Annotated in this window: 18 protein-coding genes; 4 read left to right on the top strand and 14 right to left on the bottom strand. The window is 53.8% G+C overall.

Going from position 1 to position 25093, the window contains the following annotated elements; translation table 11 throughout:
* Positions 1-80 precede the first annotated feature (80 nt).
* A complete protein-coding gene (locus HFP08_RS08725; protein WP_168120194.1) occupies positions 81-536 on the top strand; it encodes a VOC family protein in 456 nt (151 codons plus the stop codon).
* On the opposite strand, the gene HFP08_RS08720 is transcribed toward HFP08_RS08725, so the two are convergent.
* The 5 genes from HFP08_RS08720 to HFP08_RS08700 form a co-directional block, all read right to left on the bottom strand.
* Positions 533-1084 (bottom strand): glutathione peroxidase, encoded by a 552-nt coding sequence (locus HFP08_RS08720; RefSeq protein ID WP_168120193.1) that lies wholly within the window; start codon positions 1082-1084, stop codon positions 533-535. The two genes, HFP08_RS08725 and HFP08_RS08720, sit on opposite strands and share 4 nt — an antisense overlap.
* A gap of 228 nt (positions 1085-1312) precedes the next feature.
* The gene (locus HFP08_RS08715) at positions 1313-1888 is read right to left on the bottom strand and encodes a nitroreductase family protein (protein WP_168120192.1); all 576 of its coding nucleotides are present in this window, start codon (positions 1886-1888) and stop codon (positions 1313-1315) included.
* A gap of 17 nt (positions 1889-1905) precedes the next feature.
* The gene (locus HFP08_RS08710) at positions 1906-2913 is read right to left on the bottom strand and encodes a FecCD family ABC transporter permease (protein WP_240941200.1); all 1008 of its coding nucleotides are present in this window, start codon (positions 2911-2913) and stop codon (positions 1906-1908) included.
* A 3-nt stretch (positions 2914-2916) separates the two neighbouring features.
* A complete protein-coding gene (locus HFP08_RS08705) occupies positions 2917-3897 on the bottom strand; it encodes a FecCD family ABC transporter permease (protein ID WP_168120191.1) in 981 nt (326 codons plus the stop codon).
* A 68-nt stretch (positions 3898-3965) separates the two neighbouring features.
* Entirely contained in the window at positions 3966-4946 is a 981-nt protein-coding gene (locus HFP08_RS08700) for an ABC transporter substrate-binding protein (RefSeq protein ID WP_168120190.1), read from the bottom strand.
* A gap of 255 nt (positions 4947-5201) precedes the next feature.
* On the opposite strand from HFP08_RS08700, the gene HFP08_RS08695 reads away from it, so the two are divergent.
* The gene (locus HFP08_RS08695) at positions 5202-6785 is read left to right on the top strand and encodes an AraC family transcriptional regulator (RefSeq protein ID WP_168120189.1); all 1584 of its coding nucleotides are present in this window, start codon (positions 5202-5204) and stop codon (positions 6783-6785) included.
* 54 nt (positions 6786-6839) lie between these two features.
* Here HFP08_RS08695 and HFP08_RS08690 read toward each other — a convergent pair whose 3' ends face one another.
* The 5 genes from HFP08_RS08690 to HFP08_RS08670 all read right to left on the bottom strand — a co-directional run bounded on the left by HFP08_RS08690 (position 6840) and on the right by HFP08_RS08670 (position 20276).
* Positions 6840-7808 (bottom strand): aldo/keto reductase, encoded by a 969-nt coding sequence (locus HFP08_RS08690; RefSeq protein WP_168120188.1) that lies wholly within the window; start codon positions 7806-7808, stop codon positions 6840-6842.
* A 165-nt stretch (positions 7809-7973) separates the two neighbouring features.
* Positions 7974-13328, bottom strand: a complete 5355-nt coding sequence (locus HFP08_RS08685) for a GH92 family glycosyl hydrolase (RefSeq protein ID WP_168120187.1) — start codon at positions 13326-13328, stop codon at positions 7974-7976.
* A 29-nt stretch (positions 13329-13357) separates the two neighbouring features.
* Positions 13358-15052 (bottom strand): S-layer homology domain-containing protein, encoded by a 1695-nt coding sequence (locus HFP08_RS08680; RefSeq protein WP_168120186.1) that lies wholly within the window; start codon positions 15050-15052, stop codon positions 13358-13360.
* Positions 15052-19050: a discoidin domain-containing protein gene (locus HFP08_RS08675; protein ID WP_168120185.1), complete on the bottom strand. Its 3999-nt coding sequence runs from the start codon at positions 19048-19050 to the stop codon at positions 15052-15054. Before HFP08_RS08675 ends, HFP08_RS08680 begins: the two co-directional genes overlap by 1 nt.
* A 344-nt stretch (positions 19051-19394) precedes the next feature.
* Entirely contained in the window at positions 19395-20276 is an 882-nt protein-coding gene (locus tag HFP08_RS08670; RefSeq protein WP_168120184.1) for an SMP-30/gluconolactonase/LRE family protein, read from the bottom strand.
* A 270-nt stretch (positions 20277-20546) separates the two neighbouring features.
* On the opposite strand from HFP08_RS08670, the gene HFP08_RS08665 reads away from it, so the two are divergent.
* The gene (locus HFP08_RS08665; RefSeq protein ID WP_168120183.1) at positions 20547-21431 is read left to right on the top strand and encodes an ATP-binding cassette domain-containing protein; all 885 of its coding nucleotides are present in this window, start codon (positions 20547-20549) and stop codon (positions 21429-21431) included.
* Between the two features lie 77 nt (positions 21432-21508).
* Entirely contained in the window at positions 21509-22282 is a 774-nt protein-coding gene (locus HFP08_RS08660) for an ABC transporter permease (RefSeq protein ID WP_206109211.1), read from the top strand.
* A 135-nt stretch (positions 22283-22417) separates the two neighbouring features.
* Here HFP08_RS08660 and HFP08_RS08655 read toward each other — a convergent pair whose 3' ends face one another.
* The 4 genes from HFP08_RS08655 to HFP08_RS08640 all read right to left on the bottom strand — a co-directional run bounded on the left by HFP08_RS08655 (position 22418) and on the right by HFP08_RS08640 (position 24999).
* Complete coding sequence (locus tag HFP08_RS08655; protein WP_240941199.1) at positions 22418-23224, bottom strand: TetR/AcrR family transcriptional regulator; 807 nt, start codon at positions 23222-23224, stop codon at positions 22418-22420.
* Between the two features lie 141 nt (positions 23225-23365).
* Positions 23366-23884 (bottom strand): hypothetical protein, encoded by a 519-nt coding sequence (locus HFP08_RS08650; protein WP_168120182.1) that lies wholly within the window; start codon positions 23882-23884, stop codon positions 23366-23368.
* Between the two features lie 76 nt (positions 23885-23960).
* Entirely contained in the window at positions 23961-24212 is a 252-nt protein-coding gene (locus HFP08_RS08645) for a DUF7667 family protein (protein WP_168120181.1), read from the bottom strand.
* Positions 24213-24363: 151 nt separating this feature from the next.
* Positions 24364-24999, bottom strand: coding sequence for a DNA-3-methyladenine glycosylase family protein (locus tag HFP08_RS08640; RefSeq protein ID WP_168120180.1), 636 nt, complete (start codon positions 24997-24999; stop codon positions 24364-24366).
* Positions 25000-25093 lie beyond the last annotated feature (94 nt).

The raw sequence follows: 25093 nt of genomic DNA, 5'->3' as shown, positions 1-25093 counted from the left end.
TGTTACCACAATAGCGGGCCTCGATAGAGGTTTTCTCATTATGAACGGCGACAAAATAATAAGGATAAGGAGATCCATCCATGTCAAATAACAATTTGCTAAGAATGGACAATGTCGGAATCGTTGTAGAATCCCTTGATGACGCAATCTCTTTCTTCGAGGAGATCGGCTTGAGGCTCGAAGGGCGAGCTACTATCGAAGGGGAATGGGCTGGTCGCGTTACCGGGCTGGGTTCGCAGTGTGTAGAGATCGCTATGATGGTCACGCCGGATGGCCACAGCCGACTTGAGCTTTCGCGTTTTCTCACCCCGCCCGCAATATCGGATCACCGAGCTGCTCCTGTGAATGCCCTTGGTTATTTGCGCGTCATGTTCGCCGTTGAGGACATCGATGAATTGGTATCCAGACTCACGAAGAAAGGGGCTCAGCTCGTAGGCGAAATCGTCCAGTACGAGAACTCGTATCGACTCTGCTACATTCGTGGAACAGAAGGACTTTTAATCGGTTTGGCGGAGCAGCTGCGTTCGAGCGATTAATTGGCCAGAAGAGCTTCGATGTCCGGATTGATATCGCCGGGTTCTAATGACGGCTCGTATCTGCCTCTCACCGCGCCATCTCGATTGATGAGGAACTTCGTGAAATTCCACTTGATACCGTCTCCCCGATAAATGTCCGGATGCTTCTCTCGCAGGAAATCATCCATCCAGCGGCCGCCCGAGGTTTCCATGTCGAAGCCTCGAAAGGGCGACTGCTCTGTTAAGTACGCGAACAACGGATGAGCATGCGCTCCCCTGACCTCCACCTTCTCGAGCATCGGAAAGGTTAGGCCAAAGCTAGTCTCGCAGTAGCCTTGAATCTCCGCATTGCTGCCAGGCTCTTTCCCGTTAAATTGATTGCATGGGAATGCGAGAATCTCGAAGCCCTGCTCGCGAAGGCTCTCATACAGCCCTTGAAGATCGGCGAATTGACGCGAATAAGCGCATTGGCTCGCAGTATTGACAATTAAGAGAACCTTTCCGCGATATATTGACATGTCTATCAGCTTGCCGGATATTGCTCTCAGCTTGAAATCATAAATGGACATGAGCTTCTTCCTCCTCATTGCTTATTTATGATTAGCATATAGTCAAACAACGTTATTGGTCTAATATATAATATAAATAATGTTTATAGTTATAAACTATAGTTCTTAACGCGTTTATCTCATTCCAGCCCCCTATTGACTTTCATAGAAGAATCCGTTCCCTTCGAATTCAGAAAGGCCAAGAAAATTAGGCTGTGAAATGGCTATTGAATTTAGACGCCGGGCTCCTTAACAGTCGACGACCGTCAACTTCTCCACAGCCGGTGTTCGAGGAGATGCCTTTGGTACGATACGCGGGTAGCCGATATGCAACACCGCGACAATCTTTTCTCCGGGTCGTACGCCAACGCTCTCGCGAAATTTGGGATTGTACATGTACGGATTAGACTTCCAGACCATTCCAATCCCTTCCTCCCAGGCGGCGAGTTGCAGATTTTGCAGCAAACAGCATACAGCTGCAAAATCCTCATCCCATTGTTTTTGCCTCGGGTCTTCACGTAGTACAATAACCAGGTGCAGTGGCGTCTCGATGTATTCGATACGCCTGGCTTCGCCGTATTTTTTACGTTCGTCGGCGCTGTACGTGTTGAACACCGCATTTGCAAATACGCTCCGGCCTTCTCCGGTAAACGCGATAAAGCGCCACGGTTCGCGAAGATTGTGATTAGGAGCCCAAATCGCAATGTCCAACAGCGCCGTCAATTGCCCTATGGTGACCGGATCGTCAGTGAATAACCGAACAGTGCGCCGTGACTTGATAAGCTGCGCGATAGCGTTGCGGGGTGTGAAGCTGTTCGTTGCCATTCCCTCTCCTCCTGTACTCAGCTCGGCCGCCGATTGCGGCAGAGCAGGTAGATTAAATATGGCGCGCCAAGCGCAGCTGTGATGATGCCAGCCGGAATTTCAATCGGCGGCCAGAGCGCCCTTCCGAGCAAGTCAGCCGTCATTACAATAAGCCCCCCGCATAACACAGATGTACTGAGCAATCGCAGACTCATCGAACCCACCAAATGGCGCGCGATATGCGGGCCCATCAGTCCAATAAAGCCGATCGTACCAGCCATAGCGACCGAGGCGCCAGCAAGGCAAACACAAGCGAGCAACAGTAGCGCGCGTGTGCGCTCAACGGCATTACCCAAGCCAATCGCCAGTTCGTCGCCCAGCTTCAGCACATCGAGCCGTCTTGCCATAACAAGCATAGCCGGCACGAGCAAGACGAACCAGGGCAGCAGCGACCAGAAATGCTCCCAAGTACGGCCGTAGGTACTGCCCATCAACCACAACATCGCCTGCTTGACCGAATTAATATCGCGCGTCGTTACCCAGAAAGTAATATAAGCGTTAGCGGAAGCCGCAATGCCGACGCCGACGAGCAGCATCCTCATCGGCGAACTGCCTCTTCGACGCCAAGCCAGCGCATAGCTAAGCAAGGCTGCCGCCAATGCTCCTGCGAAGGCTGCGAAGGGCAGCGCCGCTACAGGGAATGCGGGAATGACAACGATCGCGGTCACTGCCAGTGCTGCCGCGCCGCTGTTGATGCCGATTACCCCGGGAGCGGCCAGCGGATTACGGGTCAAGCCCTGCAAGACCGCCCCAGCCAGCGCCAGACCAGCACCAACAAGAAAGGCAACGAGCGCACGCGGCAAGCGCAGCTCATGAATGACAAAGCGATACGCCGAATCACCAATGCCGATCATCGACTTCAAGGCTTCCAGAGGCGGGACGGGAAATTCTCCAATCATAACGCCTAGAAGCAGCACAGCGAAATTCGCCGCCGCGAGCAATATCATAATCGAGCCCCAACGACGTGTGGTCCAGTTTCGTTGCACCTCCTAGCCCTCCTTCCTATGCACGAGGTAAATCAGAAGCGGGGCACCCAGCATAGCTGTCACAACGCCCGCAGAGATCTCCTCATCCGGCAGAATGAAGCGCGCGCCGATGTCCGCCAGCAGCAGCAGCGCCGCACCGAGCAGGGCGGCATAAGGAATGACCCAGCGGTAATCGATACCAGCCAGGAAGCGTGCGATATGAGGTACAGCCAGTCCGAGGAAGCCAATAGGACCTGCGACAGCCACTGCACCGCCGACAAGACACATTGCCGACAGCAGAGCAACGACCTTGTACAGTCCTATCCTAAGCCCAAGTCCCTGAGCCACATCGTCGCCTAGACTAATCAAATTGATCTGCCTGCTTGCCGCAATCGCGCCCGTGAGTCCAACCAGCATATACGGCAAGACGCGCAAGAACATGTCCATGCTGCCGCCAGTCAACGAACCGGCGAGCCAGTATCGCATTTCGTCCAGCGACTGCTCACTGAAGATGAGGATGCCCTGCACGAGCGAAGCTAACAGCATGTTAATCGTCGATCCCGCCAGAAGGAGCTTGATTGCTGTCAACTTACCACCCCACGAACCCAGCACATACACGACAAGGCTTGCCAATCCTGTCCCAATCAATGCTGCCCAGACATGAATTATGGAGGAGGTATAGCCGAACAGGAACATGGAGATGACAAGCAACAACGCAGCGCCGTTACTCCCAGCAAGCATCTCCGGTCCGGCCAATGTATTTCGGCTGACCGCCTGCATGACACTGCCTGCCGCGCCAAGCGAGGCACCTACCATCATCGCCATGAGGGCGCGCGGCATCCGTACAGAGCGTACAATGAGATGCTCCCGCGAGCCATCGAAGGAAGTAAACGCATCCAAGACCGTACCCATCGGAAGCATCGCCTTGCCGAGCGCTACACTCGCCGCCAAGGCAACTAACACGAGCATAGCGCTGGCTACAAGACCAACAATACGTGTGTTCATCGCACGCCTCCCATCTCCACGATTACTCGGTTGCAAAGCTGCCAAAAGCCGTCTCCTCGTCGCAAGCCTTACTGCGCCAAAAATTTGGCATAATCGTCAATCATCAGATTTACAGCTTGAATACCGTGCCCGCTCAGCCATACTTCCCAATTCGCGGAATAGACGCGGTTGTTTTTCACTGCCTTAAGCGTCTGCCATAGCGGACTCGTCTTAATTTTATGCTCGAAATAATCCTGCTCCGTCTCGCGTCCGAACAGAATGATAACATCCCCGTCCAAATCAGCGATCTGCTCCTCGGTCACATTGAAGTTGAAATCGTCGTCGCGATCCTGGAGCGCCGGACGCTTGATGCCGAGCTTCGCGGCGACTCCGCCTGTGAAGCCAGGCTTCAGATACACAGAGACACGGTCCTTGCGCGGCCGCAGCAATGACACCTCGGTCGTTTCCAACATATCGCCAAACGTATTGTGCAGCTCCGTTATCCTCTTGTCCAACTCCTCAAGCAACTTCTTCGCTTCATCTTCCTTGCCTGTCACGTTAGCATGCACGACAAGATTCTCTTCCCACTGACCGCCCCCGACCTCGGTAAATACTGTCGGCGCAATCTGTGTCAATTGATCATAAATTGCCTCATGAGTGTCCTTCAGACCGATAATGACATCCGGTGCCAACGAAGCAATCGTCTCAAGGTTGGGTTGTTCCACCGTCCCGATGTTCTTAATACTCTCTGTCCCCTTAAGATAGGAGGAGAAGCCGTTCTCCACGGCAATGATAGACGGTGCACCGACAGGTGTCACACCAAGTGCCAACACGTTATCAAGCGCCCCGCTGTCGAGTACCACTACCCTCACCGGATGAAGCGGTACTTTCGTTTCTCCCATGGCATGTTTGATCGTCTGCGTCTGCCCTTCTGTCATGTTCTCTACATCTGCATTCCGGTCATTCTCCCCTTCTCCAACATTCGAATGATTCAGCGAATTTCCGCAGCCGACCGCGAGCAGCATTCCTACCAGTAATGCTGCGAACCAAAGTGAGCGTAACCTAGTCATCCTCTTAAAAAACCTCCCTGGAATTCTTTCAATCCTCACGATTCATTATTTGATAATGATTATCATTGATAATGATACGGATTTCGACATTATTTGTACATATCTTTTTTTATCCGGTTCCCTGTACGATTATATCCACTAGTGCAAATCTACCATACACAAAATCAACCATAGCCAGCATTGACATTGAAAATGATTATCACTTAAAATGATATCGAATACGCAATTCCGCATTTTACGACTGGAGATGCTGCTATGAAACGGCGCATGTTTTTCTTGCTAACCGCAGTCCGTCGGCTCGACCCTATCATCCGTAACACCATTAGCCGTCGTATACCAGTACCTCTGCTAACAATTCTTACTGAAGGCTCTGGGACGTTGACTATCAACGGCTGCTCCCGAAGCATACAAACCATGCAGCCTTTGCTGCTTCTGCCAGAGGAGAAGGTAAGCATCGATTCAGAAGGTCTCTTCAGCGGCTATCTGCTTGTGCTCGAGCCAGTAAGTCTCATCAAGGCCGGGCAGCGTTGGCAAACGACAGACAAACATATATGGCCTGAGCCACTGCGAGGCAGTGACATTCGTCTTCGCAACACGAGCCAAGTACGCGAATGGCTGGTACAAATGCATAACGAATCACGGCGGCCGCGTCTGCAACGCGATGACGAATACCTGCAGAGGCTTTTTCGCGAATTGTATGACACAATGCTTCAGGATGCTTCTGAGCAATGGCAAGTCGGCGACGATGACAATCTACAGCGCAGCATTCGCTATATGCACTACCATCTGCACGAATCGATCACCCTTCCTCAGTTAGCCGATATCGCCAATCTAACCCCTACCTCCTACTCCCGTAAATTCAAAAAAACAATGGGCGTCTCGCCCATTGAGTATTTGACACGCTCACGAGTTGACGAGGCCAAAAAACGCCTCACTGAAGAGGAAAGCAGCATTAAAGAGATTTCTATTCAGCTCGGCTTCAACAGTGAATTCTATTTCAGCCGGGTATTCAAGCATACTATTGGAATCGCGCCTCAGCTCTATCGGCGCAGAGCAACGTTACGCGTCGCTGTAACTGCTTGCTCCGATTTCGCCAGCATCCTGCGTTCGCTCGGAGTACAGCCGGTGGCCGTGTTCAATTGCTTCCATTATCCAGACACCGCTCCCGAATCTCATTCGCGCGCGGTCGCCGCACAGTTGCGTGCTTTGCGACATCTGCAGCCCGAAATCATCCTGATCGACCGCTATCACCAGAATTGCGAGTCTCTGTTGCAGCAAGTGGCTCCGACCGTGTGCATCGAGCATCAGAGTGACTGGCGGCTCGCGGTGCGTAAAATTGCAGAGCTCGTCGGTCGGGAGCGCTTGGCCGGACAGCAGTTACAGCGACTTGCCCGGCGCTCCGAGGATGCCCGCAAGCGACTGCGCTCCTCATTTAGCGGAGCCAGCCTCACGATGCTGCGTATCACCGATCGTGCGATACGTATTCAGGGGCTGCCCAGCCATCCCATTAATGAGCTTCTCTACGACGAGTTAGACTTAACTCCCGGAAGCGCCATTGAAGCGCTTGATCGCAAGATCGAGATGTCACCAGAGCAGCTTGATCGTCTGGAGCTGCATACCGATTATCTGTTCGTGCAACGGCTGCATCGTCACCCCGAAAGCCAACGCATACTCCAGCAGCTGCAGAGCAGTCCTTTCTGGCAGAATCATAAAGCGGTGCAGGGACGCTGCGCTCGCTTCATACCTAATTGGTACGCTATGAGTTGGACGCCAGGAGGCAGAGACACCATTATCGATTCACTGCTTCACCTTCATGAAACAAAGCCGATACAGCCCTGAATATTCCTGGGCTGTATCGGCTTTGTTTTCTTGTTCTCGCGTCAAATAGCTCCGTTACAGCCGATAGATCGCCATCGGGTCGCCGTGGCGGAACGCGTCGCTGACTTCATCCAGCTCCAGCACAATCTCAGGCGTCAGCTCAAACTCCGCGCTTTTCACGTTCTCCCGAAGCTGCTCAGCGCGCGAAGCGCCGACGATAACAGTAGATACGGCCGGCCGACTCATGAGCCAAGCGGTCGACAATACGCTTGGCGAGCAGCCTGCCCTCTCGGCGATGGAGCTTACCCGCTTCCCGAGCTCGATATTATTCTCTCCCATGAAGCGAGAGAAGCCGGGATCCACCTGCCCCCGCGACCCCTGTGGAGCTTGACCCTCGTTATATTTTCCCGTAAGAATGCCTGCCGCCAGCGGGAAATACGGAATAACGCCCACCCCTTGATCGAGGCACATCGGCACAAGCTCGCGCTCCGGTGTGCGATCCGCAAGCGAATAACTGACCTGGGTGGAGACGAAGCGGTTCAGCCCAAGCTTCTCGCTAATGCCGATCGCCTTCATCAGCTCCCAGGCGTAATAGTTGGAGGCGCCGATATAACGGACCTTGCCGGAAGCGATCATATTCTCAAGCGCACGGAGCGTCTCCTCCAGCGGAGTATTCGGATCGAAGGTGTGGATTTGATAGAGATCCACGTAATCCGTCTTCAACCTTCGCAGGCTGCCCTCCAGCTCCAGCTCGAGATGATAGCGCGAAGAGCCTTTTTCGTTAACGCCTTTCCCCTTCGGCAATCCGGCCTTCGTCGCGAGCACGACCTCATGCCTGCGACCTTCGAGCACTTGTCCGATAATTGTCTCGGACTGCGTCCCCGCATAAATATTGGCCGTATCGATAAAGTTGATGCCGCTGTCGATCGCCAGCTCCAGAATTTGCTTCGACGCCTCGAAGTCGGCCCGTTTGCCGAAGGCGTTCGTGCCAAGTCCCAGTGCAGACACGTTTAATCCGCTCCCGCCTAATCGATTGTATTTCATGATGGTTCAGCTCCTTCTTGAACATTCGTTTTTAACCGTTGCTATGGATTTTATTCCTTCTTGGGGAGCGATGCAAGCCTTTATACCCGATATAGCAACAGCCCCCTTGTTCCCGAAGGAAGCAAGGAGGCTGTACGCCCATTTTGGCTTATTGCCAAGAAAAGATTAGTCGATGTTCACCTTCGAGAAGATCATCTTATCGAAATTGCCGGGATACTTCAGCGCAGACGTTGTCGCGCCCTTCAAAACGATACAAATCGTTTGCTCGCCGATGAGGAGCTGATTCAAATCTCCTTCGGCCGTCAGATAGGTCGACCAGCCGTTGCCCGTGTTCGGCAAATCGATCGTGCCCAGAAGCTCGCCGTCCTTGTCGTTCAGGCGAATCTCCGCCGTTACGCCAGCGGGCGATTTATCCGTTGGAGACGTGTACGTTATCGCGATATGATTCTTGCCCTGCTCTCCGAAGTCAAGATTATTGTAGGCGAGCCATGCGCCGTCAAATGTATTCTTAACCACCGTTCCGCCATTGCCCGATTCCGTACCAAGTGGAGAACCATTGAACGCGTTCGTTTCCGACGACCAATCGCTCTTGTCCTCAAATTCGACCGTCAAGTCGGATTCCGGAACAATCTCCTTGACGGAGAAGCTTGCGTTATCGAAGTTGCCAAGATAGGTTTTGCCGTTGCCCGTCGTTCCAGTCAGCACGAGATAGATATCTTGAATGCCGGTAAGAGCCTGCGTCAAATCACCGCTCGCCACAGCGTAGGTTCCCCATGATCCTGCGGTCGGAGGCACCGGAATCACGCCGACCAAAGCTCCGTCCACGCTGCCGAGCCGAACCTCGACCGCTGAATCCGGTGCGCAATTCCCGCTGTTGCTGGAATATTCAATGGAAAGTTGATTCACGCCTTCGCTGCCGAAGTCCATTCGGTTAAAGGCGAGCCATGCGCCGTCGTACGTATTCGCGACCTGCAGCCCATCCTTGCCGTTCTCTGTCTTGAGCGGCGTGCCTTTGTCCGGATTAAGCGCCGTCGACCATTGATCATAGCTCTCTAATTGCAACAGCGCAAAGTCTGTTCTTACTTGCTCGTAATCGAGAATCATGCGATCCAGATTGCCGATGTAGGGATGTCCGCTGTCGGTTGTGCCGGTCATCACCACATAGATATCCTGAATGCCTTTCACCGTCGTATTGAGATTGGCATCCACCGTATCATAATTGCCCCAGCCGCTGCCCGTTGTCGGCAGCGGAATCGTTCCAACGAGCTCGCCGTCGACGCTGCCCAGATGGAGCTCCAGCTTGGCATCCGCCGGCACCTTGTTCGAAGGAGCGTCATATTCCACCGTAATGGTGTTCTTGCCTTCTTCTCCGAAATCAACGTTGTCATAGGCCATCCACGCGCCTGTGAAGGTGTTGCCCACCGTCGTGCCTCCGTTATTGCCTTCGGTCTTGAGCGGACCGTTGTTGAAGGTATTCTTGTCCGCGGACCAGTCGCTCCTGCTCTCGAATTCCACCGTCAACGCCTCGTCGACCGGCTCCTCCGGCTTCGTAGGGACCGGCAATGGATCGAGCTCGGGATCCTCCGGGTCCGTTCCCGGATCCGTGCCGGGATCAGTCCCTGGGTCTGTGCCAGGGTCCGTTCCGGGGTCCGTGCCAGGATCAACATCCGGCACAGGCTCCGGCTTCGGCGCAACCGGCTCGGCAAGCCAGAGGGAATCATAGATATTGCCATTGTACGCATCAGCCAAGTAGACATTCACTTGATACTTGTCGGCGGTGACGTTGAAGATTTGCGACAGCTGAAAGTCGCCTTCGCCAATCGGCACGGCGTTCGACATCCACGCCTCGTCTTCCCCGTTCATTAATTGGAAGACCAGTACGGCCGGGCCCTCGTAATCGCCTGTCAGCGCGCCTGCAACGTCAACCTTCAAATTCCCGCCGCTGCGATTCACGTCCACATTCAGATTATAGACCTTCCACACGCGGTCGGAGGTATACGCGATATCGGAGAGCAAAGCCGTCCCCGTCGCTACATCCTCCTCTTCGTTCGCTTTCACTCTGACCTGAACCGCTCCCGCCGCATACGCATCCGGACCTAATGTCTGCGGATTGGCCGCAACGGGTCTCCAGCTTGCTCCGCCGTTCAGGCTGTATTCGTAATCAGACGGCTCATCGAAGCCCGTAACATTCGTCCATCCGAAGGTGTTCGCCGCGTCATCGGCGACAGGCCCGGTTGGAGCAGCCGGAACAAGCTTCTTCTTCGTTCCTTGAAGCGTCAGGGAGAACGCGATATCCGAGCTTGTGCCATTCGCTTGATGCACCTCGGCGGCAATCACATTCTCGCCTTTCGCCAGATATTTCGGATCAATGGTATAGCTGATGCCGTCCCGCTCGTCATTGACGGTGCCATTCGCATACGTATCATACGTCGCTTCGCCGTCCGGCATGTTCGTGCGAATAATCTCATGTCCGTTCAAGTAGACGATCGCTCCGTCATCGCGAATCAGGGTCGCGTTCAGCGCCTGAATATCCGACGGCTCATCTACTTGGAAGCTTTGGCGGAAATAGGTGGTCGGATACTTCCTCGTTGCATCCGGACCGTAGCTGACAATCGTATTCGGATTGTCGAACTTGTCGTAGCCGAGCATGGCCGCGCCCGTTGCCCAAGCGCTGTCGTCGTAATCGACGCCTGTCCAATGGTCTCCCGCGGAATGGCCTTGATCAAGATACTTCCAGTCGGAATGCTCCGCGATCAGTTCCTTGTTCGCAATCAGATTATCCACCGGGGCGGAATAATCCATCGTCGGAGGCGCCGCGCTTGCAGCCGCGCCCCATGCGTAATTCGGCTCGGGGCCCATCTCGAATTCCAGCGTGCCGCCGGCCATCAGATCCTCATAGGAAATCCATGCCTGATCAAATGCCGCGCCGTTCAGCTTCGCCGATTGAATAAAGCGATTCTCGCTTGATACACCGTTAGCTGTTATCGTGAAGGACTTGCCGCCATCCAGATTCAGCTTCGTCTCCGCGAAGATAGGCGATCCGATCACATAATACGGATCTCCCGGATTGCCCGGATAGAGGCCCATCGCGCTGTAGACGAACCACGAGGACATCGCGCCCGCGTCATCGTCCATCGACGGCAGATAACCTTCCGGATCATCGCGGTAGACGCGCGATTCCAGCGGATAATTGTACAGACCGTGATTATGATACTTCTGTATGACCGTTTCCGTGGTGTACTCTCTCGCATAATATTGCGTCAGATAAGGCATGCCGAGATAATCGTACAGGAACGGCACCTGCAAATCCGGTTCGTTGACCGCCATGTATTCATTCTTGGCGAAGAAGGTTTGCAGATCGATCGCCATGTCCCGCTTGCCGCCCATCAGTTCGGCCAGACCGTTCACATCCTGCGGCACGAACCAGCGATAGGTCCACAGATTGCCTTGATAAGCAAATTTGTCTACCGCCGTAATATCGTTCTTGTTCACCGTCTGCCCGTTCGGCGTGAAGAAGCCGGTCTCCACGCCCTTCTCGTCCACTTGCTCCTCGTTCCATAGCTCCTTGTAGGACAAGGCAATGGCTTTGTACTTGTCATACGTTTGCTTGTCTCCAAGCAGCGCCGCAAGCTTCATCGGATAATAGGCGCTGTAGGCCTTCTCGAGCTTGCCCGATATTTCGTTGTCATTAACGGAATAATGGTCGGTGTCGACCGCCATCCCTTGAAGCGCCGTATTGATGTCATAATCGCTGAACGAGAAGCCCTTTGCATACGCGTCCAGAATGACTGCGCCGTTGAACTCATTCCTTACGCTCGGGCTTGGCCAATAGCCTTCCGCCCATTGCTGATAGGAGCCTCTTGTCTTGTAGACGTCGATCATCGAAGCCACCATATTTTTGTAGCGTTCAGGATCGAGCAGCGAGTACAGGGAATATTTGCGGAAATCATCCCAGGTCGTCCAGCCGTTATAATACTCGAAATCTTCGCCGATTTCCGAGGTTTGCCGTATGGTATCCTCGTCTCTTGCCGCGCGGAATTCGCCATTCGAGCTCGTCACGTTATTCGGGTGAAGGAAGGAATGATAGAGCTGCGTGTAAAATACCGTCTTGTTCTCCTCATCCGCATCCGTCACCTCCACCTTGCCGAGCTGTTCGCTCCACAACGCTCTCGTCTCCGCATGCCGCGCATCGAAATCCCAGTCCGAGCTGTCGCTGTCCCGCTCGATCTTCGCTTGATCCACGCTGATCGTGGACAAGCCCACCTTCGCTTGAATCACCTTATCATTCGTCGTGTCGAAGTTTGCCCATACGCCGCTGTTCGAGCCGCTGCGCGCATCGACATTGCCTATCGAATCGTCCTTCCACGTTGTATAAGATGCAAAATCATGATCGAACTTGATCGAATAATACATCGTATAATAGCCATGTCCGCATACATTATGGGATTGAATCATGCCCGAAATCTCGTTGTTGTTCTCCACCAGCAAGTTCGCGTCCACCATGCCCGCATAGGAATTGCTTAGATCGACGAGCACTGAGCCGTCCGTCTCTGATTGCGGGAATGTGTACCGGTGATAGCCGACGTTATCGGAAGCCGTAAGCTCGGCCTTGATGCCGGAAGCCAGCTCGACCGTATAATAACCGGGCGACGCCTGCTCGCTGCTCTTATCGTACGCCTGCTTGTACACATTGCTGTCCTTCGTGAAGGTCTGCGTCTCCGGCATCATCAGAATGTTGCCGCCTGCGCCACTGCAGCCCACCCCGCTAAAACGCAGATGCGAGAAGCCCTTCATATAGTTGTCCTGATAATAATAGCCGCTGAAAGCTCCGCCGTCGGTGTCCGGGCCGAGCGACACCAAGCCGAACGGCGTCGTCGGTCCCGGATTCGTCTGACCGTTATCGCCCAACGTGTTAATGAACGGGTCCACGTAATCGACCGGCTCCAGATTCACGTCGGGATAGACGGGAATTTGATCCTCGCCCACTCCGTACAGCTCGAATTCGTACAAGCGAACGGTATTGTTGTCGCTCGCCCCCTTGTCGATATAGAGCCTGACATATCTCGCTGAGAAGGTCTCGACATAGCGGTCAACGATGGTCTGTACATTGCCGGTCACGACATCGACATCTTCCCATGCCTCGCCGTCACTGCTCTTCTGCAGACGGAAATCCTTCGTATTCCAATACGGACATTGATTGGATTCGCCTATGCAGGCGTTCTGCAGCTTCCATTCGTTGATGTTGTATACCTGTCCCAAATCGAGCTGAAGCCATTTCTTCTGAGCGCTGGAATTTTCGCACCACTTCGTATCCGTTCTGCCGTCGATAGCTTGGCCGGCGCTTTCATTGTCCGCGCATTGTCCCGTAGCCGTTGCCTGCGCTCCCAGAGCGACATTCGTCGTCGCTGCCGCGATGAAAGGCTGAACTGGATCTGCAGAGACGATTGCCGCAGACGACGGTTTTGCCAGAGATAATAGAATGCAGAGAATCATGCCGATGGCACCTAACTTTTTGAACATTGGTCTGTCGTCCTCCCGCTTGCTTATGATTACGAGCCTATTAACCGGTTGATCACTGCCGCGACTTCAGCTCGGGTTACCGCATGCTTCGGATTGAAGCTCATGCCGTCGCCTTGCATGAGTCCGAACGACCATGCGTCCTTCACCGCTTCCTCCGCCCAAGCGGATACGGCAGCCCGATCCGCGTATGGAGGCTCACCTTCGTTCACTGCTGCGTTCAAGTCGAAATAAGAAGCGGCGCGCATCAGCGCAACGGCGGCTTCCTCCCGCGTAATCTTGTCCGCCGGCCTGAATTTGCCGTCGTAGCCCGTCACAATGCCAAGCTCCGCCGCTGCCGCCACATATTCGGTATAATATTGACCGGGGATTACATCCGAGAATGCGTTCGCGTTGCCGCTTGCGGCTGTCTCTCTCTCCCCTTCCATTGCGCGCATGATGAGTGTGACAAAGTCAGCCCGGGTAATATCGAGCTCGGGAGCGTAATGCTGCTCGTCCACGCCTGTCACGATATGCTTCGCCGCAAGCCGCTTCACCGCATTCTCCGACCAATGTCCGCGAAGATCGGTGAAGGATTTATCATATTCCAGAATCGCATAATAGGAGAAATGCTCCGCCATGAAGGAAATCTCGCCGTTATGAATGGCGCCTCCCACATATTGCGCGTTATTGCCATCCACGTAGTACACGCCGGCAAGTTCATCTTGGATAAGAGCTTCTTGTTCCTTGCTCAGCTTGATCGACACCTTCACCGGCTTCTTCATCTCGTGGATGGACGTAGAGGCTCCGCCGGAGATGAGCTCGATGGAAGCAGACAACACCACGCCTGTAGCGGTATAATCCTGCTGCTTGGAGATCGAGTCATGAACGATGCCGCTCGCTTCATCCGACCATGCCGTGTTCAGCACAATGCGAATCCGACCCTGCTCGTCAGCCGGCGTTGCCGGCAATGAGCCCGCAGGGAAGGAGAGGGTCAACTCTCCCGATGTGATGACGAGATTTTTGTTCTGCCGCTGCAGAGCATCCAGCGTATCCGCGGGCAAATCCAGCGCCTTGCCCGAGCTTGCCGCAGAGGAAGGAAGATGAATCGTGATCGCCGCATCGCCGTCATTCATAGCCTGCTTGACGATGCTGCTTCCGATTTGGAAATGTCCGTCCTCAGCCTCCTCCGGCTGAAGGTTCGATCCGTCGGCCGTTCCCGTATCGACGGGGATGCCCGGCTCATCTGTCGGCGGTGTCGTCACGCCGCCGTTGTTGCCGCCGTTTTCGCTGTCACCAGAGCCGTCGCCGTTGCCGCCATTATCGCTGTCGCCGCCGTTGTTGCCGTCTCCGTCGCCTTCTCCGCCGCCGAGCGACTCGACAACCCGGAACGATTTCGTCGCTTTCTCGGAGCCTGCTCCGGCGATGACGGTGTAGCTGCCGTAAGGAGCAAGATTCTCATCCGCGGGAATGCCGACCGTAACGGAATAACCGCCTTCTACAGGCAACAGAGTATCTACATAGAATACCGCGCCTTCAGGGCTTACGATTTTCACTACCACATCATCCACTGTATTCGAGGTCGTTCCATGAATCGTCAGTTCACCTCCGCGCAGCACTTCCTCCGCGCTCAATTCGAGCGCGAAGGCCGCCGCCGCGTAACTCTTCAGAGGCGATAGCACGAACATGACGACCAGCAACATTGCGATATATCTTTTCACCGTTGTCAGTCCTCTCTTTCCTTCCATTACTGCAGCTCTATGGTTTGCGATAGATTAACCGGTATATCGGACTCGCCGTCGAAGGAATCGAATACGAATACCTTGACTCTGTAATTCGAACCGCTGACATTGAAATATTGCGATAATTCCAGTTCGCTTTGCCCGATCGGAATCGCGTTAATCAGAATCGGCTTCTTGCCGTCCAGCAGCTCGAACACGACATAAGCTTCGCCGCTGTAATCCGCGAATGGATCAACTGCAACATCAACCTTCAGCTTATCTCCTCGAGTCAGCTCGCCCGACAGCGTATAGGTCTGATGAATGCCGTTGATTGTGAACGGCTTGTCGGACAACAGAGGCTGACCCGCTTCCCTGTTCGTCTCCTCATCCGCTCTCACGCGAACCTGCACCGAGCCCGCTTCATATTCGTCGTCTCCGACAGGCTGCGGGTTGGCGGTAACTGCCGTCCACGTCTCCCCGCCGTCCACGCTGAATTCATAGTCCGACAGCTCATCGTAGCCCGGGACATTGGTCCAGCCGAACGTGTTGAAGCCGTCATTGACCACAGGCACCGTCGGAGCTGCTGTCAGATTGCCGTCAACCGTCACAATCGCCGCCTCCGAGTTGTCGCGTTTGTCCACGCTCCTCACGGCAAAGTCGTAGCTTTGATCCAGGTCTGCATTTTCCACTACATATTGATAATTGACTTGTCCCGCAGTCGCCGGAACATACACGCTCCAGTTATGGCCCAGCTTTCCGTTCACCTCATAAATGCGGAAGCCGCGAATGGCATCCTCGGCGCTTGCGTCGGCCGGCTTGCTCCAGGAGATCGCAATCGATTCATCGCCGCTCTTGCCTGCGGAAAGCTCCTCAACCCCATTCGGCTTGCCGTCGTCCCTTACAATCGTATACGTATCGAACGGATCATCCTCGCCCGATTTGTACGAATTAATCGTGAAGCTGTTTTCGGTGAAATGAATGCCGGAGTAGATCGCCACATGCGGCTGTTCGAACACATCCGCGTAGAAGCCGTTCGCGTTGTTGTTCAGCTCGTAGAACTTCGTGCCGGCCGAGTTGTTGACGATATACATGGTTCCGTCCGGATTGAGCGGATTGCCTTGCCCGTCCGTATCGATGTCCGTCACGACCTGGTTATTGTACAGCTGATGCGAGCGCATGAACGTGTGATCATGGCCTTGCAGCACCACGTCGATGCCCAGCTCGTCGAAGACCGGATACATTCTTGCCCGCAGCGCTTGAATATCCGAATCCGTGGCATGATTGCCCATCGAATAAATCGCTTTATGGAAGGCGACGACCTTCCACTTTTTGTCCGTCTGCGCCACTTCGCGCTTCAGCCATTCCACTTCCTGATCGAACGCCTTCTTCTGATTGTCGTCCCAGCCGATATCCATCGTGTTCAGCACCATGAAATGAGCGTCGCCGTAATCATAGGCATACACGCTGCCCGGCGGCAGAGGATTGGCAATTGAATCATTCGGATAGTTGAAATGATAATAATAATTGTCGTTATAAGGGCCTTCATGATTGCCAACGGCAGCCATCACCGGAAGATGGATGAGCGAATCCTTGGCTTTGCCGAAATAATCCAGCCATTGATACTCCAGCGCTCCGGCATCGACCTGGTCTCCCGTCATCATCAGGAACTTCGCGTTCGGATAATCCTCGAGCGCATTGCGCAGCGTATTGCCCCATACGCTGTATTCCTGCGAGTTGCCGCCTTGCGAGTCGGTCATATAGAGGAAATCGAAGGTTTTCTCGTCTTCGGCTTCCGTCGTGAAAGTCCCTGTCTCGCTCCAATTGTCGTCAGCGCCGACCCGGTATTTGTAAGCCATGCCCGGGGCCAGTTCTTCCACCAGCACCTTGTGGCTTATAAATGAGCCGTTCGTGGAATTGGTGATCTTCAAATTGTTCAGAATTTGCGAGTCTCCGCTCACTCTGATCTTTGCATCCGAGCTGAAATCTTGATCCGCCGGCACAAGCTCCACAATACTGTCCAAAATATTCGCAGGCGCGTTATCCGGCATATCATATCGCGAATACCAGGCGAAGGCGCGCTTTGTCTTCGCGTCCTTGAAGAGCGTCATCGCTGCAGCAATCGGAGAATAGTCCACGTACTCGGATAGATTGGCGAGCGCAAAAGCGAATTCGTTAATTGTCGCCCCTTCGCCGCTCTTCCAATTCGCCGCGCCGTCATACTGCAGACTTACGCCTGCCCCAGGCGCGACAGGCTTGCTGAATTGCACCTGAAGCACCGACGGATCTTCGGCGAACAGCTGAACATCCGCCGCAGCGTAGGAATCATTCCCCGCTTTCACAGTCAAATGGCTGGCCAGATCGTCGGGCAGAGCTCCCAGGCCAACAGGAAAATGCAGAGCCGCATGATCGCCGGCCGTCGTTACAGAACCGCTTGTAGGGCCGATGTAATCTGCCGGCAGGAAGAAGGCCGATTCCGGCACAACCTGCTTCACGACATTCGGACCAGACCATTTCAAGTACAGATTCGAACCGCCGTTATTCTCGAAATAATCGATGCGAATTTGATATTTCTGTCCGGCTGCGAGATGCACCGTCTCGCTCGTCTGCTCGACATCCCATACATTTTGCCAGAAGTCGATAATCGGCGTGCTCATATCGTCAACCCACAGACGGAAGCCGTTGTCGCCGATCATATAGAACGTATAATCCCCGGTCGTCTCCGGCAAAATCTGCCCCGTCCAGCGCACATTGCTGCTGTCCTGGGAGCCCGTTCTCGCTTCCAGCACCGGATCAAGGTTGCTGAAGTTGATCTGGGAATCAATCGCCGATGTCTTCCAATCGCCGAAGCCGAAATCCTGGCCGCTGCCCAGACCGGAATAATATTGGCCAAGCAGACCTTGGTTCTTCGCCGGCTCCTGCGTCGAGCCAGTCAATGTCAAGGAGAAATCCGTATCCGAGCTTGAACCCGCGTTCTGATGAACCTCCGCCGCGATGACATTCGTACCGTCAACGAGCAGGGAAGGATCGATGTCGAACGGAATCTCGTCGCGCTCATCCGCTACCGCGCTTGAAGCAAGCGTATTGTAGGCGATTGTTCCGTTCGGCATGTTGCTGCGGAAGATCTCCTGTCCGTTCAGGTAGACCGCTGCCCCGTCATCTCGGACAAGCACCGCCTTAAGCTGCTTGATCGCATCCGCATCCTCCACCTGGAAGCTCTTGCGATAATAAGCCGTAATATGCTTGTTCCCGGAGTCGCCGCCGTAGCCGATTATCGTATTCAGATCCTGTCCTTTGCCGCTGCCCGCGTAACCGAGCGGCGCCTGTCCGGATTGCCAGGCATCATCGTCGAACGCAAGCTCGCGCCATCCCGTCCCTTGATCCGAGCCGTCATCAAGATAGCGCCACTCGTCATCCTGTTCGATCAGCAGGGATTCTGCGGCTTGCTCCTCGTTCACATGGCCGTAAGCCTCGAATTCATAAACATTCGCCTCATACGTGCTGTCCGGCTTCGCGGCTCCTACATCCGTAATGGACAGCTTGATATATCTCGCCTTTACAGGCTCCTCCAACTGATGAGTCGATGCATCGTAGGTGCTGTCCGTCACCGAGACAACATCGTTCCATGCCATATCGTCGTCGCTGACTTGAATCTTGTAATCCTTCGTATTGTACAGGGAAGAATCGCCGCCCGAGCCTGCATGCTTCAGCTCAAATCGGCTGATCGTCGCCTCCGTGCCCAAGTCGATCTTGAGCCAAACCGGATTCAACTCGGAGGGCGCGGTCGTTCCCGTGTTGTATACCCAATTGCTGACGGTATCGCCGTCAATCGCATTCGCCTGCGGCTTGCCGGAATCCGATCCGCTCGCGGTTACGGAAACTCCCGGCATCAGGAATACATTCGATTCGCTCGGCACCGCTTCGACCAGCGGCAAGATATGCTTCGTGTACGTGGAGAACACCATGAAGCAGCACATCAATGCCACCAGCACGCGATTCATCATCGACTTTCTCTTTGTTGATCTCACTGCTCTTCCTCCTAAACTATAATTCTCTCTATGGTTTTCTCCGGCTATTCAATAGAATGCCTATTGAAAAGTATACGTCACGATTATTTAGATAAACAACAATTGTAATATGAAGATTACGAAAATAAAGTCCAAATAATGTTATATATTTTACTTTTATAGATTGTGTAAATCGCAAATACTATTTACAAAATATTAATATAAATTATTTATAAAAATTATATATACTACAGCCTTAGGGGTATATACATATACCCCCAACGCAAATAAGGCGGTTTCCATGAGTTGCCCCAACTCCGGAAACCGCCTTAAACTCCTATATCTTATTTTACGTATGGCCAAAATTACCCCTGAAAAACAAAGCTCTCCTGCCCTCTCACGTTCAATTCGATCTTGAACACGCCGCCCGCATGCGGCTGCTTCTGAAGCGTATCCTCATCCAAGCCTATCCTTGCCGATGTGATATACAATTCGTTCCTGTTCTTCCCGCCGAAAGCGCATGAGGTCACTTGAGCGGCCGGAACCGCGATCTCGTCCAGCTTTTTGCCCGTTTCGGGATTCCACCTTGAAACCTTGTAGCCGCCCCAATGGGCAATCCACAGCATCCCTTCTTCATCGATCGTCATGCCGTCCGGCGAGCCTTCCTCCTTCGGCACCGAAATCGCGACCTTCGGCGATTCAATGTCTCCCGTGCCGGCATCATAGCGGAATGCCGCGACTTCTCTGGTCGGCGTATCGATATAATACATCGTGGACTGATCCAGGCTCCAAGCCAGTCCGTTCGAGCAGCGGATGCCATCCCGCATATGCCGAACCTTGAAATCCGCCTCCATGCAATAGAGATGTCCCGTCGGAGCTCCGCCTTCGAACGGCATCGAGCCCGCCCAGAAGCGGCCGGACGGATCGCATTTGCCATCATTGAACCGATTCGTCGGCAGCTCCTCGCTCGGAGCATGCAGCAGCTCGACTCGGCGGGATGCGGGAGCGAGCGAGTAGAAGCCTTGATCGGCCGCCATCACGATGCCGCCGGATTGCCGAAGCGCCATTGAGCCCACATGCATGCCGACGGGAATGATTTCATTCGTATCCATCTCAGGATTATGAACATGGATGTTCTTGCCCATAATATCAACCCAGTAGAGAAGCCCGTTCTTAGCATCCCAACACGGCCCTTCTCCAAGCTGCGCCTTTGCGTCAACCGCCAATTTCAAGTTGGATTCTGTCATTTCCGCATCTCCCTCGTTTCTGTTCCATTTCAAATTTCCGTAAATTCGTCGAAAGTCGCCGCTCCAGGACAACTTTCCCCTCTCGTTATCTTAGAGCTATTCACAGCGTTGCGCAAATATAATCTTGGTTCAATGCAGCGAATGAGCCATCGCCAACACTCCAAAAAAAATCGGTCTCCAGACGGAGGAGAAAAATGAGTGTATACAATACACTGTTTATATATTAAACTGTTTATACAATACACACATTAGAACTGGAGGAGCATTCTCATGAAGGAAAAGATTATCGAAGTGAAGGGCCTGCACAAAGCTTTCGGCAAGACGGAGGTGCTGTCGGGACTCGATTTATCCGTAACATCGGGCAGTATATTCGCCTTGCTGGGACCAAACGGCGCTGGCAAAACGACCCTGATTCATATCCTGTCCACTCTCGTGGCCCCCGATAGAGGAACGGCCGCGGTTGCAGGCTATAACATCGCGTCCCAGCGCAATGAAGTGAAACGCTCTATCAGCCTGACCGGACAATTCGCGGCGGTTGACGAGGTGTTGACCGGGGCAGAGAATCTTCGCTTGATGTGCCGGCTGGCCGGTCTGTCCCGTTCGCAGACGGAGACGAGAACGGCCGAGCTCCTGCGGCAATTCGATCTGGAAGCAGCGGCGGGCAAACATGCGGGAACGTATTCGGGAGGCATGCGGCGAAGACTGGATCTTGCCGTCTCTCTCGTAATCAGCCGCCCGGTCCTGTTCCTGGACGAACCGACGACCGGACTCGATACGATTAGCAGGCGCGCGCTGTGGGAGATCATACTCCAGCTGAAAAATCAGGGGATGACGATTTTTCTTACAACGCAATATTTGGAGGAAGCCGATGAGCTGGCCGATACGATCGCCGTGATAAACGGCGGCAGAATCGTGGCGTCCGGCACCGCGGAGGAGCTGAAGGCGCAGGTAGGCGGCGAGGTTATTGAGCTTCGGGATCATCAGGATCGGCTGCTGGAGACATTCCCGACAACCGGGGGAATTTCGGATGTGCGAGAAGCGATGGAGCAGGCGGCGGCGCGTTATCCCGGGGATGCGAGAATCAGCATTCGCAAGCCAAGCATGGATGATGTATTCATTGCCTTAACAACCAATCAAATGGAGGTATCACGATAATGAAAACAACTCAAGAGATAACAGCCGCTGTCCCAAGCCGTCCATCCGATCCATCCAAGATGGCAACAATTGCTTCCATGTCGATCAAGCCGCCATCCCTTCTCGTAACGAACGCCGTCTTCATCGGCCGCAGCCTGCGACATAGCATTCGCAATATCGAAGCGTTAATAATGGCCATCATGCTCCCCATTATGCTCATGCTGCTATTCACCTATGTGTTCGGAGGCGCCCTCGATCCCGGCGGAGATTATGTGAATTATGTCGTGCCCGGCATCATTCTGCTATGCGCGGGCTTTGGCTCCTCCAGCACGGCTGTCGATGTCGCAACGGATATGACGAACGGCATTATCGATCGCTTCCGCACGATGCCCGTTCGCTCCATCAGCGTCATAACCGGCCATGTCACCGCGAGTCTCGTGCGAAACCTGCTGGCGACTTGCGTTGTTCTGGGCGTTGCGCTGCTCGTCGGCTTCAACCCCTCGGCGAATGTCCCGGAATGGCTCGCGGCCTTCGGAATCATAACGTTATTCATCCTGAGCTTTACCTGGCTGTTCGCGGCGATCGGGCTCATGACCGGAAGTCCGGCGGCGGCGAGCGGCTACGGCTTCGCGCTGCTGTTCTTTCCCTATCTGTCCAGCGCTTTTGTGCCGACAAGCACAATGCCTTCCTGGCTTCAGGGCTTCTCGAATCATCAGCCGATCACGCCGGTTATCGAAACGATCCGCAGCCTGCTTGGCGGAGCCGGGGTCGGCGACCAGTGCTGGACCGCGATAGCTTGGTGCGGCGGCATCCTTGTTCTGTCCCTCGTCTGGTGCTCTATCGCATTCCGCAAGAAGGCGGGGAAGAGATAACACCAACGAGGAAAAACTCCCGTATATTGAGGACTTTCAGCATGATTCTGCGAAATGTCTTCAAATATACGGGAGTTTTTCCTGCTTAATCTGATTTTCGGAAGAAAGCTCTCGATTATGCGGGGGGCAACGGATTCAAGCCTGCGGCATGCCGCGCCTCGTCTCGATATACTGCTCGATGCCGTCGAGTATAATCTCCAGCCCGAAGGCGAGGTCGTCGCCGATCGGGCTTTCCGTCTCTCCGGTATAAGCTCCCGACATCAGTACCGGAAACAGAAACGGGAATCGCTCCTTTGTGACAAGCTTCTTAAGCGCCGCCGTATAGCTGAGTCCGCTGAAGGCTTCCAGCGTATCGCCTTCCTTCAAGGCTTGCTGCATATCCCGTTCGATCATGCCCGCCGCCCTTGCATAACTGCTCAGCAGGAGCACGAATGACATTTTCTCGAAATCATTAATCGGGAAATCCTTCATAATCCTGAGCGTCCAGTCAATGACTAGCAGATTATTCGGCGCAAGGGGCACGCTTTGAATCGGAATATCCCCGAACCAGGGATGCTCGCGAAACACCTTCATGCATGCAAATACATATTGCCTCAATTCCTCGCGCCAGCCCGCTCCCTCATTCTCCTCGGGAATATCAATCTCGCAGGCGGCATCCTGCATCAGTACAAGCAAGTCGTTCTTGCTGGTCACATAGCGGTACAGCGACATCGTCGTGAAGCCGAGCGACTGCGCGACCCTGCTCATCGACACGGCCGCCAGCCCGTCCTCATCCGCGATCGAAACCGCCGTATCCACGATTTTCTTAATGCTAAGCTCGCCCTTCGGCCCTCTGCGGGGCTTCTTCACAATACCCCAGCTTAGCGCGACTCCGCCGGGCAATGCATCAAGATCTTCATCCTTCAAATGGTCCATCCCATCTTCGCGTCTATCCTTCGCCATGCGCTGCGAACCTCCAATTGCTTACGATTGAATAATTGTATACGTCGTAAACAGTATAGCATAATCAATGGCCATGCTGCTTGGGGCTCTAGTCCGCGAACTGACATTTGGAGTCAGACGCACTGTGAGCGCGTTTGCGCATCAATCATATCCACCGACCGATTCAGGCAGACTAATGTACGCTTCCTTCTCTTTAACAAGGTTAAAGATAAATTGCCTCAAGGCTTTCAGCTTCTTCGCGTCCTCGGTAGTGGCGCAATGTTCCTCCGACCAATCATAGTTGTACGTTTTTCCGTTCAAGATAATCGTCCAATGCTCCTCCGAGTAAGGCATCTGTGAACAGGTATATCTCGATAACGACACAGACATATCCAACTTGTCTGAAATTGGAATAGCGCGCATTTGTTCATAAATGCTTTGAATTTCGTCCTCCGAGAACGCGAACGATGTCTTAGCGACGCCATCCGCCACAAGATCCTTCGTCACCTCGTCTGTGAACGTGTTGATCTCATTCTTCCCGGTAATGCCGTATCGGACGGAGAAATCGAAATCTGAAGGCATCTCTTCGGGCAATACGGCGATGGCCTCACGATTGTTATAGCCATCGAGCACTAGAACGAGAAGCAAGAGCAGCACCGCCGCGCCAATCATTTTTCTCATGACAAAAAAACCCCTCCCCTTTGCGCTTTAAGACGTAGTCGGGAAAGGATTTGTTTCAGCCGCTGAACCGTAAAACTTACATAAGCTTCGCTTCAATGGCGTCGATCTTCTGACACAGCTCCTGCTGCCAATCGAGATCGCCGCAGTCATAAGCTACGAACGCAATGCTCTTGAGCGAATCGAGCTTATACACGAGATCGAAATTCGCCTTCATGCAATGCTCGAGCTCCTGCCTGTCCACGTAATTCAGCCTGTCGAAGCCGCCCATCTGGCGCGCCTTGTTCGTCAGCTCCGCAAGCCGTCGATGTATGGGATGTATGCCGATCAACCGCATTCGCCTCCTCGGTATATGCATGCCGCTCTTATCAGCATATCCCGTACAGTCCCTTCACAAACGCGGTATCCGCAATCCTTTACAGGGAATTAGCAAATATCATCATAAACCTATCGACGTTGCATGCGTCTACTGTTTTCCCCGTTCACTGGCACGGCCATTCCGGCACGGACGAGATTTCCCAGAGATAGATGGAAGCTACCGTTCCGTAAGGAGCATATTTGCTTCTGAATTGCTCGAATTCCGGCTTTGTGAGCGACTCTAATCCGTACAATCGCATCATTCCTTTGCGAATTGCGAAGTCGCCCCAGCTGACGATATCCGGGCGCTCCATCGCATGAATCATCAGCATTTCTGCCGTCCACCGACCGATGCCATTCCAGGCGACAAGCTGCTTCATCACCTCTTCATCCGGCAGCTCATGAAGCTTATCCAGCTCGAAAGCTCCGTTCGCAACCGCCTCCGCAATGGAGCGAATCGATATCGCCTTTTTCATGCTGATTCCGCAGCTTTGGATGAACTCCGGAGGATGGGCTGCGATATTTTGCGGAGTCATGTCTCCAAGCTTGTCCTGCATGCGTCCCCATATCGTACTCGCCGCCTTCACCGAAATCAGCTGACTTACGATAGCATTGAGGAGCGCGATGAACAGATCCGGAACAACAACCCGATCCAGCATGCCAAAATGCCTTATCGCCGCAGCGAGCCGTTCATCCGCACCGCTCAAATAATCCAGTTCCTTCTGTCCGTAACGAAATAACCTCGTATCGACTCCTTGCAATTCCCTCGCCTCCGCTCTGCCTGCGCAATATTGCCGCGCTCGATTATTCCCTACTATACACTTGTGCGGCGAAGAAATGAAAGGGCCACGGAAT

Source organism: Paenibacillus sp. HB172176 (assembly GCF_011947265.1).
GTDB lineage: Bacteria > Bacillota > Bacilli > Paenibacillales > Paenibacillaceae > Pristimantibacillus.
Note: the sequence above shows the minus strand (reverse complement) of the source record. Positions and strands in the feature narration are given on the sequence as shown.

Bases quoted from the DNA above. Each gene is read 5' to 3' on its own strand.
- HFP08_RS08720 (WP_168120193.1), bottom strand. From the start codon at position 1,084: ATGTCCATTTATGATTTCAAGCTGAGAGCAATATCCGGCAAGCTGATA.
- HFP08_RS08670 (WP_168120184.1), bottom strand. From the start codon at position 20,276: ATGACAGAATCCAACTTGAAATTGGCGGTTGACGCAAAGGCGCAGCTT.
- HFP08_RS08725 (WP_168120194.1), top strand. From the start codon at position 81: ATGTCAAATAACAATTTGCTAAGAATGGACAATGTCGGAATCGTTGTA.
- HFP08_RS08680 (WP_168120186.1), bottom strand. From the start codon at position 15,052: ATGGAAGGAAAGAGAGGACTGACAACGGTGAAAAGATATATCGCAATG.
- HFP08_RS08705 (WP_168120191.1), bottom strand. From the start codon at position 3,897: ATGAACACACGTATTGTTGGTCTTGTAGCCAGCGCTATGCTCGTGTTA.
- HFP08_RS08685 (WP_168120187.1), bottom strand. From the start codon at position 13,328: ATGTTCAAAAAGTTAGGTGCCATCGGCATGATTCTCTGCATTCTATTA.
- HFP08_RS08655 (WP_240941199.1), bottom strand. From the start codon at position 23,224: ATGGCGAAGGATAGACGCGAAGATGGGATGGACCATTTGAAGGATGAA.
- HFP08_RS08715 (WP_168120192.1), bottom strand. From the start codon at position 1,888: ATGGCAACGAACAGCTTCACACCCCGCAACGCTATCGCGCAGCTTATC.
- HFP08_RS08660 (WP_206109211.1), top strand. From the start codon at position 21,509: ATGTCGATCAAGCCGCCATCCCTTCTCGTAACGAACGCCGTCTTCATC.
- HFP08_RS08665 (WP_168120183.1), top strand. From the start codon at position 20,547: ATGAAGGAAAAGATTATCGAAGTGAAGGGCCTGCACAAAGCTTTCGGC.
- HFP08_RS08695 (WP_168120189.1), top strand. From the start codon at position 5,202: ATGAAACGGCGCATGTTTTTCTTGCTAACCGCAGTCCGTCGGCTCGAC.
- HFP08_RS08690 (WP_168120188.1), bottom strand. From the start codon at position 7,808: ATGAAATACAATCGATTAGGCGGGAGCGGATTAAACGTGTCTGCACTG.
- HFP08_RS08700 (WP_168120190.1), bottom strand. From the start codon at position 4,946: ATGACTAGGTTACGCTCACTTTGGTTCGCAGCATTACTGGTAGGAATG.
- HFP08_RS08650 (WP_168120182.1), bottom strand. From the start codon at position 23,884: ATGAGAAAAATGATTGGCGCGGCGGTGCTGCTCTTGCTTCTCGTTCTA.